Consider the following 14,431-nt stretch of genomic DNA (forward strand, 5'->3'; position numbering starts at 1 on the left):
TCAATACAAACGCCTGCTCTTAAAAAGGGCAGGCATTCGCAAAGATCGGCAGCCAGGCTGTCATAGCGCGGCAAACGCTTTAGACCCTCGGCTTTGCGTCCCTGCCTTTAGACAGGTTTGCCCTTAACTTTATTTACATTTAGCTGTCAGAGTAATTAAAGCCGTCATGCGCTTTGCAGACGGTAATTTTCCGGCAATCCGTTGGTTCAATCGTTTTCACAGAAGAAATAACTCTTGACACTATGTGCAACATGAATTATTATAAATGTGCATGTTATCTGCATATTTGAATTATATGCAATTTACTTTCACTTGTCAATATACAATATGAAACTTACCTGCTTATTATAGGAGGGCGGTCTACATGAAATTCGGAGAAAAAATAAAAAATGCCCGCGTCGCAAAAGACATGACGCAGGCGGAACTGGCGCAGGCGGTCGGAGTATCTCTGCGAACAATGGTCAGCTATGAAAACGGAGATTGCTATCCCAAGAAACGCGAGGTATACGGGAAGCTTGCTGCAGTTTTAGGTGTTGAGATGAATTATCTTCTAACCGAGAATGAGGAGTTTATAAATGCTGCCGGAGAAAAATACGGCTACCGTGGAAAGAAGCACGCTCAGCAGCTCATCACAGAGGTCAGCGGCCTTTTTGCCGGAGGCGACATGGATGACGAGGATTTGGATGCCGTTATGAGGGCAATCACCGACGCTTATTGGATAGCCAAGGAGAAAAACAAAAAGTACACGCCGAAAAAGTACCGCAATGCAGACAAGGAGTAGTCCGTTTTTTTGGACTGCTGCTGTGATAGAATTAGCATAGGGGGTGAATTCATTGAACAAGGCGCATATTTATAAATCAGCTGAAAAATATATCAAGCGCTTCGGAACGCGTGATCCTTTTGCCATAGCAGACGAGCTGGGCATTGAGGTTCTGTTCCGCAATGACTTCACTAAACTGAAAGGGCTTTACCGCGTGATTCAGCGCAACCGCTTCATCTTTTTGAATGGTAACTTGCCGGAACAGGTGCAGACTTTGGTATGCGCCCATGAGCTCGGCCATGACGCACATCATCGGAATCTTGCCGATGACAGTCCTTTCCGTGAATACGTTCTTTATTCCATGAATACGCGTCCAGAGTACGAAGCCAATTTATTTGCAGCTTCACTGCTTCTTCCCGATGATGAGGTTCATAAGTATGCCTGTGAAGGTTATGACGTTGTCCAGATTGCAGCCATGATGAACACAGATATTAACCTCATGCTGATAAAGATGGGAGACATGAATTCAAGAGGCTACTCGTTTAATACAGCTTATACACCACGCTCAGATTTCTTGATCAGATAACCGTTCTTTCTGAGGAAGGATACAGACATGGCTGACACTAAAGTCTATGTGCCTGCGTGGTCGCCTATGACAAGGACGGTTTATTATTGTTGAACGATGATAAAAAAATGATAACGCGAAAGCCCTTCTCAATGTATCACTGTAAGAGGGGCTTTTGAATGACTGATGCTTTTAAGCATATATCTTAACGATGGTAACCTAGGGTTTTCTACCAAGGACTATTTAACCTTACCCTGATTATCTTTTATACACTAAGTAAGTATGAATTTTATGCTGTTATCTAAAACCTTCCGGACCTTAGAATAGAAACTAGTAGCCAAACGAACATTAAAGATGCTAGCATAAATCCTAAATCTACCACCGAAAAATGCCAAATAAACAGTCGTTCCCCTAAAGCCGACGCGATAATTATACCCATCATTAAAATACTGAAAGACAACATTACTATGCTAAAAGATAATTGATTACTGATTCGATCTAATTTTTTTAAAATCAAACTGATTTCCGGAACCCTAACTTCAACCCTCATATTACCGTCTTTTAAATCATGTGATATTTCCTTAATAAGCTTCGGTAAGTCCAAAAGAATATCTACATATTCGTTGAGTTTTTCAAAAGCTGTTTTGGTAATTGAACTAATCCGGTAACGCTCTTTTAACAACTTATATCCGAAAGGCCGAGCAATATCCATTACGCTTAATTCAGGTGCAAGTTTCTCTACGCTGCCTTCAAGCGTGAGAAGCGATTTTCCCAAAAGAGTCAAATCCGATGGTATTCTAATTCGATGATTAAAAGCAACAGTAAATAGTTCGTTAACCGCCTGACCCAGGCTAACTTGACTTAAGGCAATGTCCAGATATTTGTCTTTTAAAGCATCGACATCACTGTGCAAGCGAGAGATGTTTATATCACTGGGGGCAATCCCCATATTTAAGATTACTCGAATTATCTCATCTGTATTTTTTCGGACCATGCCAATAACTAACGATGCAAAATGATATTTCATTTGAGGTGTCAGCCGTCCAACCATTCCAAAATCTAAAAAAGTAATGACCTGATCTGTTAAAACAAGAATATTACCTGGATGAGGATCACCATGAAAAAAGCCATCAATTAGAATTTGTTGAAGAATTGCTTCGACAATCTGTTTTGCAATTTCGGAAGTGTCATATTCTAATTCGATTAATCGTTCGGTTCGGCTTAACTTCGTACCTTGAATATATTCCATGGTCAGTACTTTTTTCGCAGAGTAATCCTCATAGATTTTCGGAATCCTAATCTTGGCATTATTTGAAAATTGGCGAGTCATTTTTTCAGCATTCTTTGCTTCTATTGTATAATCCAGCTCAGCACGAAGTGATTTGGCAAATTCATCTATAATTTCCGCAATCTGATACCTTTCTGCCCAATCTAATCGTTGCTCAGCAAGGCCCGCTATATCCATAAGAATTTCCAGATCAGTTTCAATTATTGTTGAAACATGTGGACGTTGAACTTTAACAGCTACCGTTTCCCCACTAATTAATACAGCACGATGGACCTGCCCAATCGAAGCTGCCGCTAATGGTATTTCCTCAAAATTAATAAAAATCTTTTCGATCTGAATTCCTAGTTCTTCTTGAATAATTTCGCGAACCTCGTTAAAAGGAAATGACGGTACATTATCTTGTAACTTTTCCAGTTCAGCAATTATTCCTGTAGGAACAACATCAGGACGCGTACTTGCAATTTGTCCCATTTTAATAAACGTTGGACCTAATTCTTCAATCACTTTCCGAATTCGCTGTCCAACCGACTTTAAGTCACCTGTTCCAGTTTCCAATTTCGGCATAAATCTACTTGAAAAAGGCACCAAATCAGATAAACCTGTTTCTACAAAAATAAACCCAAAACCGTTACGAGCTAAAACTCCAGCAACTTCTTTATAGCGACCCAGATGACGTATTCTCTTTCTAATCACACAAATCCCTTCCTAGAGATAAGGAGCCCGAATTGTACAGGCTCCTTATCCTTTATTCTCTATTTACTTTCTTCTCCGGTCTCAAATTTTTTTAATACGTTCTTCTAGTTGGGCAAGATCGTCCTTAGAAGCAATGTTCAATTCAACTAGCATTTCTGAATATTACGGTTGAAAGTTCCACCCTGTCCGGAAGGTTGGTTCCAACCATTCCGGACGGATGTTCCAATGGTTCCGTGACGGAACCTTAGTGATTCGTTCTAACCCACGTTCTTTATTCCATACACTTCCCGCATGGATTTGTCATGTTCCTTATCCACATACTGAATCTCTATGGTATAGGAATCATGAACAATCCGGTCAAGGATGGCGTCAGCCAAAGTGGCTTCTTCAATCTTGTTAAACCATCCTGCTGGTGCAAACTGAGAACAAAATATTGTGGATGCTTTTTTATGACGGGCATGGATGATCTCCAGTAAGTCCCTAGCTTCGTTTTCGGTTAGCTTGACAAGCAGCCATTCGTCGATGATGAGAAGCCGATATTTCGCATATTGATTGATGACTTTTTTGAACACACCCTCTCCTTTGGCAATGGCCAGTTCAGAAAGTAACTCGGGAAGCCGTATATACTTCGTGGTGTAATAGTGTTTGCAAGCTTCCATGCCGAGTGCACAGGCCAGATAGGATTTACCGGACCCGGTCGCTCCCAAAATGATAACATTGTGCTTTTCTGTGATATATTCACAGGAGGCCAGCCGTTCGATAAGTGATTTATTTAATTTCCTGCCCGAATGATAATTGATATCGGCGATGCAACCCTGAGGTTGATCGAAGGTAGCATTCTTGATCAGCCGATGCAGTCGGTTGTTTTTACGACTGGTATATTCCATATCCACAAGAAGTCCCATTCGGTCTTCAAAGGATATATTACTCATCGATGTATCCGCTAACTGGTTACGATAAGCATCAGCCATTGCGGACAAGCGCATTTCAATCAGTTTATTGATCGTCACTTCATTGGTCATAATCCTTACCTCCCATAATAGTCCGCGCCACGAGTATACCCGTAAGCATCGGGATTTGACCGATTTTGTTTTTGTTTTCCAGAGGGTTCATTGGGTGGAAGCTTATCCTGACCTGTGGTCAAGATATTCTTCACACTCTTATAGCTGGGATGAGGTGTATAGGATAAAGCTCTTTGGCAAGCGACTTCCAGTCGATCAACGGAATATTTGTCCGCCAGCTTGAGAAGTCCCATACACGATTTGTAACCCTGTTGTTCGATCTTATAGGAGGCAAGGATTGACTTAATGGTAATGGCAGTACTGGTGCCGATCTTTTCGGCCCATTCGATAAAACGTTGCCCATTCCACTGTAAATATTTCTGGTGCTCCTCTGGCATATGGGCCTCGATGGTACTATATTGACCAGGGCGCCCATAAAGACGTTTATGGGAAGTGAGACGGTTATTCTTAAAAAACACTTCAATGACACTTCGAGTGATGCGCACATCGACTTCCTGCTTGATATATTCGTGGGGGACTGAGTATTGCATCTTCTCCACAGAAATATGATAATTGAACTGCACAGTGAGCTTTTTCCATTGTGCAAGTTCATAAGGGGCAGACGGTAATGGTGCGAGAAATGGCTTCTCATCTTTGAGATAAACACTATAACGGCTGCCTTCTTTCTTTTGAAAAGGGCGACGGTTAAAAGCATCGAGGCGACGTCTTATTTCCCGGTTTAGTTCTTCTAACGAAAAGAACTTCTCGTTCCGAAGGGCTGCCGTAATCCAAGTGGATATATTACCCACAGTTCCTTCAACTCCGGGTTTATCCTTGGGTGCCCTCACCCGAGCAGGGAGCACTGCAGTATCGTAGTGTTCAGCCATTTCATGATAGGTTTTATTGATTTTTGGGGTGAACCAGTCGGAATGCTCAACACCTGTCTTCAAGTTGTCGGGGATGAGCATACGTGTTACTCCGCCGAAGAACTGGTACATGTGGACATGAGCAGCAATCCAGCTTTCCAAATCTCTGGCAAAGAATGCTTCCACATAAGCATACAGACTGTAATTCAAAACTCCGGCAAAGACATAAGCAGGAATTTTTTCTCCTGTGTCACGGTCCACAACGTAAGCTGGATCACCGGCCCAGTCTACTTCAATCTGTTCACCCGGCTTGCGCGGAATATGCATGGTTGCCCGTTTCTTTTCTGCATGCTTCTGGTAATGAAAACAAAACTGAGAATACATAAGTGGCAGTTCATTGGATTGCCGGCATTCCTCACAGTACTCATTCCAGAGTAGTTTAAGAGTTACCCCATTACGCATCATTTCCTTGTCGATGTACTCGAAATTAGGATACTTGCGCTGGGTTTCCGGAACTGATTTGTTAGGGAAGAAAAGCTTTCCTAGTTCAGCATCCGTCATTTCGGCCTTTAAAGGCCAGGCGATGTCCAGTCCTTTTGCGCGGTTCAGAACATCACGAACCGTTTTTCGGGCACAGCCGCAACTTTGGGCAATGCCGGTTTGATTAATCCCGAGACTATGAAGTCTCAGGATTTCTCGATACTGGGTCATAAAAATGACCTCCCTCATAATGAAATTTGCACCAGAATCTGATGCATAATTTCATTATAGGCGATTGAAACCAGCCCGGATTGGGTGGAACGTTACTCCGGAACGATTGGAACGGAAGTCCGGACAGGGTGGTAATTTGCACCCGAATTATTCACATTTCTTTGATTTTCTCTCGTAGCTTCGTTTCCAATACTTGTTGTTGCTTTTCTCCTTTATTGATTATGTCACTTACCAAGTTCTTAGATTCAGAAACCGGCACTTCTCCTTTTTCAACCAGTTCTTCTACGATTTTTTCCACTTGCTCCTTGCTCATCATAGCCAAACCAAGTCCAATATATATCCCTTTTTGTATTAAACTTTTCATACTTTAGCCTCCCTAGTATAATTCCCTTGTTTCCTTTTAACTTCCTGGAATTCAGGTTTGCTAATCTCCCGTGTGGATATTTTTCTCTTATAATGGTTAGATAATACCTGTTTACATCTAATTCATTGCTTCATGAAGAAATTCAATGAGAACCTGTATTTCGTCCTGACTCAATTGGTCGAGGTGCTTTAAAAAGGATACGATTAAATCACTAATCCTTGGATCAATTTCTTCGGCAACGGACTGAATTGCGGTGCCCAAGACCATTCCTACGAAAATTGTAATTTTTATATTACCGCTGTCCGCTGCCATTAAGATATTTGTAATTATATCTTTCTGAACTTTACCTAATGAATGAAGATACAAAATTAATATTGCCAAGATATCCATGCAAAATTCTGCCTGAATTTTTGTCGTAGTAATTTTGTTCAGCATAAATTCCAAGGACTGTTGCAAATTTTTAGATTGAAGTTCAAATACTATTTTAAGTATCTTTTTTTAATTTCATTGAGCATGCCAGCATCAAATGTTACTTCCCTTGTCTGTCCGAATAGTTTATTCGCTTTGGGAGTGGGCGAAAAAACAATAGTCGAACGTCCCTGCACATTGGGATTAACTACATAATCTCTTTTTAAAAAATCGTTTTTTTCTAATTCTTTTAACATATCATAAGCGGTCCATTTGCTGACACCTAGTAAATTAGCTAGAGTCTCATAGTGAACCGGTAGTCCCGACTTTTCATATAAACGTATGATTTGCTGGAGAAATTGTTTACGTCGTTCCGTTAAATTCATCTTTCTTCTTCCTTTTCTTTCTTGACAATGGTCCCTTAGATGATGTATATTTTTTGCAGAGGTTTTTTGGGTCTTTTGGGTCTATTCTAATATAAGACAACGTCAAATGCAACTGACCTTCTATTAATTTTCTAAGCCATATTATGTATCTACTTTTTGGGTCTTTTGGGGTCTGTGTAGTCTTGTTATTGAAAATATAGGAGAGAATGACTAATGATAGCAACACGCTTACTTAGTGACATAACATTTTTAATATTAGTCTTTGCCTTTTATTCATTCGCAGGCTGGATCTTAGAAACCGGTTATCGTTCACTGACGCAGCATCATTTTGTCAATCCCGGGTTATTAAAAGGACCTTTTCTCCCAATTTATGGATCATTTGCTTTAATTGTGATCCTAACGAATGAGATCTGGCCGCATACTTCTTGGGGCTTGGCTTTTGTTTTATTCGTTTTCCTTAGTACCGTTATTGAGTATCTCGCCGACACATTGTTGGAACGTTTTTTTAACTTGCAATTATGGGATTATCATGATACCCCTCTCAACTTTAAGGGACGGGTTGCCCTACCGTTCTCTCTTCTCTGGGGTGGTCTGGGTCTTGTCTTTAACTATTATCTCCACCCTCATGTTGAATTAGTATTTTTACAAATTCCGCTGGCTTCTAAAATACTCTTAGCCATAATATTTACGATTTATTTCGTGATTGATCTCGTATATTCTACTATTCTTTTGCATCAAATTGATATTTTCCTTAGATTTGAAAATAAAATGAGTGGCCATTTAAAGATGCCTAATCTTCATTCGGCTCGCGTCTCTTTTAGGCGGCTTATTTCAACTTACCCTAAAATACGCCACACTCTTTCAGAATCGGCATCTTTTATCCAAGAAAAACAGGCCGCGCTTCAACACCTTAAGGAAGATTCTTTTAACAAATTGCGGCAGATGAAAAACGATAGATAACCAGAAAGGAGGACGATTCCTTTGAATTTTAATGATTTAACCAAGGATATTCTTGAGCATCCGGAATTTCAAAAACTGGCAACCTTTACTCATCACCATCCATTCAGTATTTTGGAACACTCTCTCAATGTTGCACATTTAACTTATACCTGGGCGGATAGATTAAATCGTGTTATTAAAATTGATGTCTATTCAGCGACACGCGGGGCGCTCCTCCATGATTTTTACCTTTATGATTGGCATTTGCCCCGCCCTGATGGTTCACGTTGGCACGGTTTTCGACATCCTCGAATTGCTTGCCAAAATGCCGAGCGTTGCTTTGATCTTAACCCCAAAGAAAAAGGCATTATACTTAGCCACATGTGGCCACTCACTGTACCTTGGCCCTCAACCTTAGAAGCCTTTTTAGTTACTTTTGCCGATAAAACAGTAACCTTACAGGAGTTTTTTGTACAAATAGGATATATATTTAGAGTTAAATTCTTGAGTTGATTTCTTCAAAATTAGTGAGTACATTATTCCAAACTTTGCTATAAGGAGTTGTTTAATTAGTAATGAGTGTAGGAATTTTAGGTTATGGCTACTATTTACCTGAATTAGTAGTAACTAATCAAGAAATTGCCCATCGATTTAACAAAGATGGTAGCTGGATTGAAGAAAGAACCGGCATCCGAGAATGAAGAAGAGCCAGAAAGGATATAAGTACTTCAGACCTGGCAGCAAAAGCAGCATTTGCTGCCTTGCATAATGCAAATCTTACTCCTGCAGACATAGACTTAATCATAGTCTCAACGACTACACCCGATATGCTCCTTCCCTCAACTGCCTGTCTGGTTCAGAATACGATCGGAGCTCATAAGGCAGCGGCCTTCGACATCGCTGCTGCCTGCAGTGGTTTTATCTACGGATTGGATATTGCAGCTACTTATCTGCTTTCGGGACGTTATAACAAAATCTTACTGATTGGTGCCGATACCTATTCAAAAATTACCAACGATGAAGACCTCCATACAAGTATCTTATTTGGAGACGGAGCAGGAGCAATTGTCCTCGGAGAAGTTCCCCAGGGGTATGGAATTATTGACTCTACCTTAGGGGCTGATGGTACAGGATGGGAATTACTGCAAGTACCGGCTGGAGGTTCCAGGCTGCCTCTTACCCCTAATCTATTAGATGCCCATTCAAATACAATAGCTATGAATGGCAGGGCTGTATTTCAGTTCGCCGTGAAAATCTTTGAAAAAACTGTACAGGAACTTCTCGATAAGTCATCAATTAATCTCGACAGAATCAGCTTAATCATCCCTCATCAAGCCAATAAACGAATTTTGCAGTCAGTTTCACACCGCTTAGAGATAGCACCCGAAAAAATCTACTGTAATATTGAGAAATACGGAAATATGTCTTCTGCCTCTATTCCCGTTGCTTTAGCAGAAGCCTATGAAAACCAGAGGATACGAAGCGGGGATTATTACTTATTAACAGGATTCGGTGCGGGTCTAACGTGGGGAGCCATTCTCATACGGTCAAATCTCTAAAATAATGGTTCTTTTGTTTTTACTTTTTGGGTCTTTTGTATTTTCTATAAGAAAAATTTCATGGGAGAGTGGTGGTAATGCAAGCAAAATGGGGAAAATGGCTGAGCCTGATTGCTGTTGTTTTGGGGTTATCCATGGATCTTTTGGATATGACGATTGTTAACGTTGCCATCCCGGATATTATGCTGGAGCTTGGGACGGATCTACATCTTTCTCAGTATGTTATTACTGCTTACATGGTAACCATTGGGGTTTTTGAACCGATTACGGCTTATTGGGCTGATACAAGAGGAATGAAGAAGATATATCTTTTGAGTCTCTTTATTTTTACGGGTGGGTCCATCTTATCCGCGTTAGCTTGGAATATTAATGCCCTAATTTTCTTTCGGATTATCCAAGCGATTGGCGGGGGGATGATTATGCCTCTGGCTTTGTCCATCGTTGAGAAAACCTTTACTAAAAAAGAACTCCCCTTAGCCATGGGATTGATGGGTATTCCTTTACTGATTGCTCCTGCTATCGGACCAATGATCGGAGGATACTTGGTCGATACTTTTGACTGGAGGATGATTTTCTGGATTAACATCCCTATTGGTCTATTGTCAATCAGCGCTTCTTATTTATTATTACATGAATTTGAAACAGTAACTAAAAAATTCGATTTTTGGGGTTTTGTATTATCTGCACTGGGTTTCTCTACATTGCTCTTAGCCCTCAGCAACGGTGCTGACGAAGGTTGGACATCTTTTAATATTGTGTTTCTCTTTTTTACTGCCATAAGCAGTTTGATTCTATTTTTCCTTGTGGAAGCCTTTTCGCCTGATCCCATCTTGGATTTAAGAATTTTTAGAAACCGTATCTATTCCGGTTCTCTGGTCGTTACATTCTTTATTATTATGAGTTTATTTGGCAGCCTCTTTCTCCTGCCTTTGTTCTTGCAGCAACTAACGGGATTAAGTGCAATGGACACTGGCATGATGCTCTTGCCGGAAGTCTTGGGTATCATTATCTTCATTCCAATCAGTGCTGTTCTCCTTCCTCGGATTGGGGCAACCTTTTTAACCGTTGTGGGGATCGCAATTATGTCACTTGGAACACTGTTTTTTATTAATCTTGATGTCAATACAAGCTTATCAGCCATTAGACAGAACTTATTCATAGTTGGAGTAGGGCTTGGTCTCGGCATTATGCCTTCTGTTACCTTAGCCTATAGTTCTTTACCAAAAGAATTAGTGAACCAAGGGTCAGCATTTTTTAATATGGTTCGTCAAATTGGGAGCGCTGTTGGCGTAGCAATTCTTACCAGCATAATTCAGCTGCGAACGCCTTGGCACTATGCTAATTTAGCAACAACCGCCACCCCATGGTCCTATACAACACAGTCTCTGGAACCTTTAACTTCTTTACTTCAGAGTTGGGGATTTCAAGCTCCTGAAGCTCAAATGTTTAATTTGTTAACCCTGTTTAGGATAGCCCAAGAAAAAGCTGCTGTTTTAGCGTTTCAAGATGCGTTCTACGTTAATGTACTCCTGGGCTTAATCGGTATAGTACCCGCCTTTTTCTTAGTACAAAAGCCACTTTTGAATCGAATTCGTAAAAAACAATCCATTACTGCCGAACAAAAAATATAACACTCTTAAAGGATATGCGGGAGGAGAATCATGAAAAATCAAAAGATTGTACTCGCAGTGGTAGTGACTCTGGTCTTAATGATTGGTGGCGGAATCGCAGGCTATTACTGGTTCGAAATGTCTCATTATATTACTACAGATGACGCCCGGATCAGTGCCTATACTGCAAATGTCAGTCCGACCATCTCGGGTAAAATAACATCCTGGAATGTTTCTGAAGGAGAATATGTCAAAGCCGGAGCAACGATTGGGTGGCAGGATACAAATGCCATTGCCACTTCAGCGGGTATAAACCCCAGTGCGCTTAATCCCGTGGGCAGCATCATGGTTAGTAAAGCAGAGCTTACTGCCCCGATTTCCGGCCAGATTATTAAGTCCTCCGTACGGGTAGGACAATTGGTCGGAGCGGGGCAACCTCTCGCCGTGATTGCCGATACGGACGATCTCTTTGTGGATGTGAATATTGATGAAACTGAAATAAGCAAAGTAAAAGTCGGTCAACTTGTGGATTTAACAGTCGATGCTTTACCCGGAAAAACCTTTCAGGGACGGGTCGATGAAATTGGTAAAGCAACTCTTTCAACGTTTGATATTTTACCCATGCAATCTGCCAACGGTAACTTTACCAAAGTTACACAACGAATTCCGTTAAAAATACGTTTTCCGGAAATAAATAACCTGGGGCTTTTACCCAGGATGAGTGTTACCGCCAAAATCCATATCGCAGAATAACGAAAGGAGGAGAAGCCGGTGTTAAATATAAGGCCAAATGCGTTTAATAAAAAGATCATAAGCCTGGTGCTTTTAGCCTTAGCCGTATTCATTTCCATTACAGGATACGCAATTTCCACAAACCCTACCACCAAACCTGTAGAAGCTCCGGTACCCGTAAAAACAGAGGAAGTCAAAATAATGGATTTTAGCGGACAATTAGCCTTAACTGGTATCATGGATGTTCAGGAAAAGTCCAATCTTAGTTCCCAACTCCCGGGAATCGTCACGAATGTCGGGGCTAAGGAAGGAACCTTTGTTAAAAAGGGCGATGTCATCATTTCTTTTGATAAAAAAGACTTGTTGAATCAACTGGATCAAGCTCAAGCAGGGCTTGCCAATAGTCAGGCTCAGGTCGAACAAGCCCGTCTCAATTATGAAAACGCGGAAAATGACTATAAACGTTTTCAGGAGCTCTTCAAATCCGGCGCAATTCCCCAACAACAAATGGAACAAATCACATTAAAAAGAGATATTGCTAAATCTCAATATGAAACTGCCCAAGGGGCAGGTCTTAAAGCCGCTCAAGCAACCATCAATGCTATCAACTTAAATCTTGCCAAAATGGATATCAAGAGTCCTATCAATGGAATTTTAGTAACGTCGAATGTGTCTGTTGGGGATACGGTTGGCCCCGGTATTCCTCTGGGTACGATTGTAGCAATCGATCAACTGGCCTTGAGCGGAAACCTTTCCGAGAGCCAAATTAACTACGTCAAGGAGGAAGACCCTGTCGAAGTCAGCGTAGATTCTATTCCAAACCGAACCTTTACTGGGAAAATCTCTTATATCAGTCCAACCTCCATTCCAACCGGACAGTTCTTTCCGGTAAAAGTTGCCATAGACAATCCGGAAGCAATATTAAAAGCAGGAATGACGGCTACAGCTAAAATTACTGTGAAAAATCCATCGGTTATAGTTATTCCTAACTCTGCACTTCTGAGGCAGGACGACAAAAATTATGTCATGGTCGTGAAAGAAGGAAAAACAGTGAAAACCGCCGTTCGTACAGGTCTTAAAAATGAAGAATCAACAGTTATCGTCCAGGGTTTGCATGCGGGTGAACGTATTATTATTAACGGGGTAGAGCGATTGTCCGATGGTGTTGAAGTAAAGGAATAATAAAATGAATTTTTAATTCTTAAATTGCAAAAGTGAAAATTTAATTCTATTCCCTATTTAGGTATAAAAAGTTTAAAGTAGCCATGGAGGGTATTTTTATGAAGTTGAAGATTATGACTGATTCAAATTGCGATCTTCCTCTAAACTTTATTAGAGAAAACGAAATCTGTGTTGTCCCCTTCCCCTATTTTATCAAAGGTCAAAGCTATAATGATGACTTCGGTAAATCGATAAGTTATAAAGAATTTTATGAGTTAATTCGTAGGGGTGAAATGCCTCATACCTCACAGATCACGCCATTTGTCTTTGAAGAATATTTTAGAACGTATTTAGAAAAAGGGAGCTCAATTATCTATATCGCCTTCTCTTCTGCCTTAAGCCAGACTTATAATAACGCACTCATCGCTCGCGATATTATTATGAAAAACAATCCCACGGCAGATATATCAGTGATTGACTCAAGAAGCGCTACGGTTGGGCAAGGACTTCTTGTTTTTTATGCTAGTGAAATGCTTAAACAGGGAAAAACAAAAGAAGAAATCGTTGATTGGATAGAAAGAAATAAACTCAAAGTTAATCACTGGTTTACAGTCAATGACTTGACTCACCTAAAAAGAGGAGGTAGAATTTCAAGTACAAGTGCCGTTCTAGGAACTATCTTGGAAATTAAGCCCGTTCTCTTTGTCGATAATCAAGGTGGTCTGACCTTTTCCAAAAAGGTTAAGGGAAGAAGAAAAGCTATTAGAGCTCTAGCTGAAGAGCTGCAAAACCGCATCATTAATGCTGAGGGCCAAACAATCTTTATCTGTCATGGAGATTGTCTGGAAGAAGCAGAGTTTCTCAAAAACATTATTCTTGATAAAATAGAAGTAAAAGATGTCATCGTGAATTACACTGGACCTATAGTAGGGGCGCATACTGGTCCTGGTATGCTGGCTGTAATGTTCCTAGGAGAAAATAGGACAGCTTGAAAAGCCTTAGCCCGAATTGTGCTTAGGCTTTATGTCTTTAATACTATTCTATTTGTTTTTTCGATTTCCCAAACTGGGAAAGTTTGACGACCAGCTTCTCAAAATTGAAGAGTGCTCTCATGTTTTTGCACATGAGATAGATGCTAAAAAAGAGATAAGCAGGGTTGGAACGGAATTTCCTTCTGCTTCAACCCTGCTTAGTTTTCTCGGATTTTTCACCCCCGTCAGTCTTTTTGTCCTGTTCTAATGTAGTGGCTGATTTGAATTCCGTAATTCCGTTTCCTAACGTTTTTCCGAGTTCGGGCAATTTTCCGGGACCAAAAATGATTAAGGCAATAACTAAGATAATGATTAAAGCCGTTGGCGTCATTAAACCAAATGTTATCTGCATAGGCT

16 protein-coding genes, 1 pseudogene and 1 riboswitch are annotated in these 14,431 nt (G+C 40.6%); of the genes and pseudogenes, 10 read left to right on the forward strand and 7 right to left on the reverse strand.

The window, feature by feature from the left end:
- Positions 1–44 precede the first annotated feature (44 nt).
- Positions 45–132: riboswitch (cyclic di-GMP riboswitch) on the reverse strand.
- 232 nt (positions 133–364) lie between these two features.
- Positions 365–781: a helix-turn-helix transcriptional regulator gene (locus DHBDCA_RS06450; protein ID WP_015043394.1), complete on the forward strand. Its 417-nt coding sequence runs from the start codon at positions 365–367 to the stop codon at positions 779–781.
- 43 nt (positions 782–824) lie between these two features.
- Positions 825–1,346 (forward strand): ImmA/IrrE family metallo-endopeptidase, encoded by a 522-nt coding sequence (locus DHBDCA_RS06455; RefSeq protein ID WP_242824988.1) that lies wholly within the window; start codon positions 825–827, stop codon positions 1,344–1,346.
- Between the two features lie 280 nt (positions 1,347–1,626).
- Here the strand turns inward: DHBDCA_RS06455 and DHBDCA_RS06460 are convergent, their stop codons facing one another.
- The 6 genes from DHBDCA_RS06460 to DHBDCA_RS15760 all read right to left on the reverse strand — a co-directional run bounded on the left by DHBDCA_RS06460 (position 1,627) and on the right by DHBDCA_RS15760 (position 7,042).
- Positions 1,627–3,306: an ABC1 kinase family protein gene (locus DHBDCA_RS06460; protein ID WP_015043397.1), complete on the reverse strand. Its 1,680-nt coding sequence runs from the start codon at positions 3,304–3,306 to the stop codon at positions 1,627–1,629.
- Positions 3,307–3,563: 257 nt separating this feature from the next.
- Positions 3,564–4,328, reverse strand: a complete 765-nt coding sequence (istB, locus tag DHBDCA_RS06465; protein ID WP_015043398.1) for an IS21-like element helper ATPase IstB — start codon at positions 4,326–4,328, stop codon at positions 3,564–3,566.
- A gap of 5 nt (positions 4,329–4,333) precedes the next feature.
- Positions 4,334–5,884 carry an IS21 family transposase gene (gene istA / locus DHBDCA_RS06470; RefSeq protein ID WP_015043399.1) on the reverse strand — a complete coding sequence of 517 codons (1,551 nt, stop codon included), beginning with the start codon at positions 5,882–5,884 and terminating at the stop codon, positions 4,334–4,336.
- Positions 5,885–6,035: 151 nt separating this feature from the next.
- A complete protein-coding gene (locus DHBDCA_RS06475; protein ID WP_015043400.1) occupies positions 6,036–6,248 on the reverse strand; it encodes a phasin family protein in 213 nt (70 codons plus the stop codon).
- Between the two features lie 117 nt (positions 6,249–6,365).
- Positions 6,366–6,638 carry a hypothetical protein gene (locus DHBDCA_RS15755; protein WP_242824989.1) on the reverse strand — a complete coding sequence of 91 codons (273 nt, stop codon included), beginning with the start codon at positions 6,636–6,638 and terminating at the stop codon, positions 6,366–6,368.
- Between the two features lie 89 nt (positions 6,639–6,727).
- Entirely contained in the window at positions 6,728–7,042 is a 315-nt protein-coding gene (locus tag DHBDCA_RS15760) for a hypothetical protein (RefSeq protein ID WP_242824990.1), read from the reverse strand.
- Positions 7,043–7,255: 213 nt separating this feature from the next.
- Between DHBDCA_RS15760 and DHBDCA_RS15765 the strand changes: the two genes are divergently transcribed.
- The 8 genes and pseudogenes from DHBDCA_RS15765 to DHBDCA_RS06515 all read left to right on the forward strand — a co-directional run bounded on the left by DHBDCA_RS15765 (position 7,256) and on the right by DHBDCA_RS06515 (position 14,035).
- Positions 7,256–8,002, forward strand: coding sequence for a putative ABC transporter permease (locus DHBDCA_RS15765; RefSeq protein WP_015043403.1), 747 nt, complete (start codon positions 7,256–7,258; stop codon positions 8,000–8,002).
- Positions 8,003–8,023: 21 nt separating this feature from the next.
- Positions 8,024–8,494: an HD domain-containing protein gene (locus DHBDCA_RS15770; RefSeq protein ID WP_051014029.1), complete on the forward strand. Its 471-nt coding sequence runs from the start codon at positions 8,024–8,026 to the stop codon at positions 8,492–8,494.
- A gap of 62 nt (positions 8,495–8,556) precedes the next feature.
- Positions 8,557–8,682, forward strand: coding sequence for a hypothetical protein (locus DHBDCA_RS15875; protein ID WP_256364955.1), 126 nt, complete (start codon positions 8,557–8,559; stop codon positions 8,680–8,682).
- A gap of 15 nt (positions 8,683–8,697) precedes the next feature.
- A pseudogene (locus DHBDCA_RS06495) lies at positions 8,698–9,540 on the forward strand (beta-ketoacyl-ACP synthase 3); the annotation flags it as partial.
- Between the two features lie 77 nt (positions 9,541–9,617).
- Complete coding sequence (locus tag DHBDCA_RS06500) at positions 9,618–11,171, forward strand: DHA2 family efflux MFS transporter permease subunit (protein WP_015043406.1); 1,554 nt, start codon at positions 9,618–9,620, stop codon at positions 11,169–11,171.
- A gap of 30 nt (positions 11,172–11,201) precedes the next feature.
- On the forward strand, positions 11,202–11,903 hold the full coding sequence (locus tag DHBDCA_RS06505; RefSeq protein WP_015043407.1) for an efflux RND transporter periplasmic adaptor subunit: 702 nt from the start codon (positions 11,202–11,204) through the stop codon (positions 11,901–11,903).
- 66 nt (positions 11,904–11,969) lie between these two features.
- On the forward strand, positions 11,970–13,064 hold the full coding sequence (locus DHBDCA_RS06510; protein WP_242825011.1) for an efflux RND transporter periplasmic adaptor subunit: 1,095 nt from the start codon (positions 11,970–11,972) through the stop codon (positions 13,062–13,064).
- A 98-nt stretch (positions 13,065–13,162) separates the two neighbouring features.
- Positions 13,163–14,035: a DegV family protein gene (locus tag DHBDCA_RS06515; RefSeq protein WP_015043409.1), complete on the forward strand. Its 873-nt coding sequence runs from the start codon at positions 13,163–13,165 to the stop codon at positions 14,033–14,035.
- 187 nt (positions 14,036–14,222) lie between these two features.
- Here DHBDCA_RS06515 and tatA read toward each other — a convergent pair whose 3' ends face one another.
- On the reverse strand, positions 14,223–14,426 hold the full coding sequence (gene tatA / locus DHBDCA_RS06520; RefSeq protein ID WP_015043410.1) for a twin-arginine translocase TatA/TatE family subunit: 204 nt from the start codon (positions 14,424–14,426) through the stop codon (positions 14,223–14,225).
- Positions 14,427–14,431 lie beyond the last annotated feature (5 nt).

Source organism: Dehalobacter sp. DCA, from assembly GCF_000305775.1.
Classification (GTDB): Bacteria; Bacillota; Desulfitobacteriia; order Desulfitobacteriales; family Syntrophobotulaceae; genus Dehalobacter; species Dehalobacter alkaniphilus.

Bases quoted from the DNA above. Each gene is read 5' to 3' on its own strand.
- DHBDCA_RS06450 (WP_015043394.1), top strand. From the start codon at position 365: ATGAAATTCGGAGAAAAAATAAAAAATGCCCGCGTCGCAAAAGACATG.
- istB (WP_015043398.1), bottom strand. From the start codon at position 4,328: ATGACCAATGAAGTGACGATCAATAAACTGATTGAAATGCGCTTGTCC.
- istA (WP_015043399.1), bottom strand. From the start codon at position 5,884: ATGACCCAGTATCGAGAAATCCTGAGACTTCATAGTCTCGGGATTAAT.
- DHBDCA_RS06475 (WP_015043400.1), bottom strand. From the start codon at position 6,248: ATGAAAAGTTTAATACAAAAAGGGATATATATTGGACTTGGTTTGGCT.
- DHBDCA_RS15755 (WP_242824989.1), bottom strand. From the start codon at position 6,638: ATGGATATCTTGGCAATATTAATTTTGTATCTTCATTCATTAGGTAAA.
- DHBDCA_RS15760 (WP_242824990.1), bottom strand. From the start codon at position 7,042: ATGAATTTAACGGAACGACGTAAACAATTTCTCCAGCAAATCATACGT.
- DHBDCA_RS15765 (WP_015043403.1), top strand. From the start codon at position 7,256: ATGATAGCAACACGCTTACTTAGTGACATAACATTTTTAATATTAGTC.
- DHBDCA_RS15875 (WP_256364955.1), top strand. From the start codon at position 8,557: ATGAGTGTAGGAATTTTAGGTTATGGCTACTATTTACCTGAATTAGTA.
- DHBDCA_RS06500 (WP_015043406.1), top strand. From the start codon at position 9,618: ATGCAAGCAAAATGGGGAAAATGGCTGAGCCTGATTGCTGTTGTTTTG.
- DHBDCA_RS06505 (WP_015043407.1), top strand. From the start codon at position 11,202: ATGAAAAATCAAAAGATTGTACTCGCAGTGGTAGTGACTCTGGTCTTA.
- DHBDCA_RS06515 (WP_015043409.1), top strand. From the start codon at position 13,163: ATGAAGTTGAAGATTATGACTGATTCAAATTGCGATCTTCCTCTAAAC.
- tatA (WP_015043410.1), bottom strand. From the start codon at position 14,426: ATGCAGATAACATTTGGTTTAATGACGCCAACGGCTTTAATCATTATC.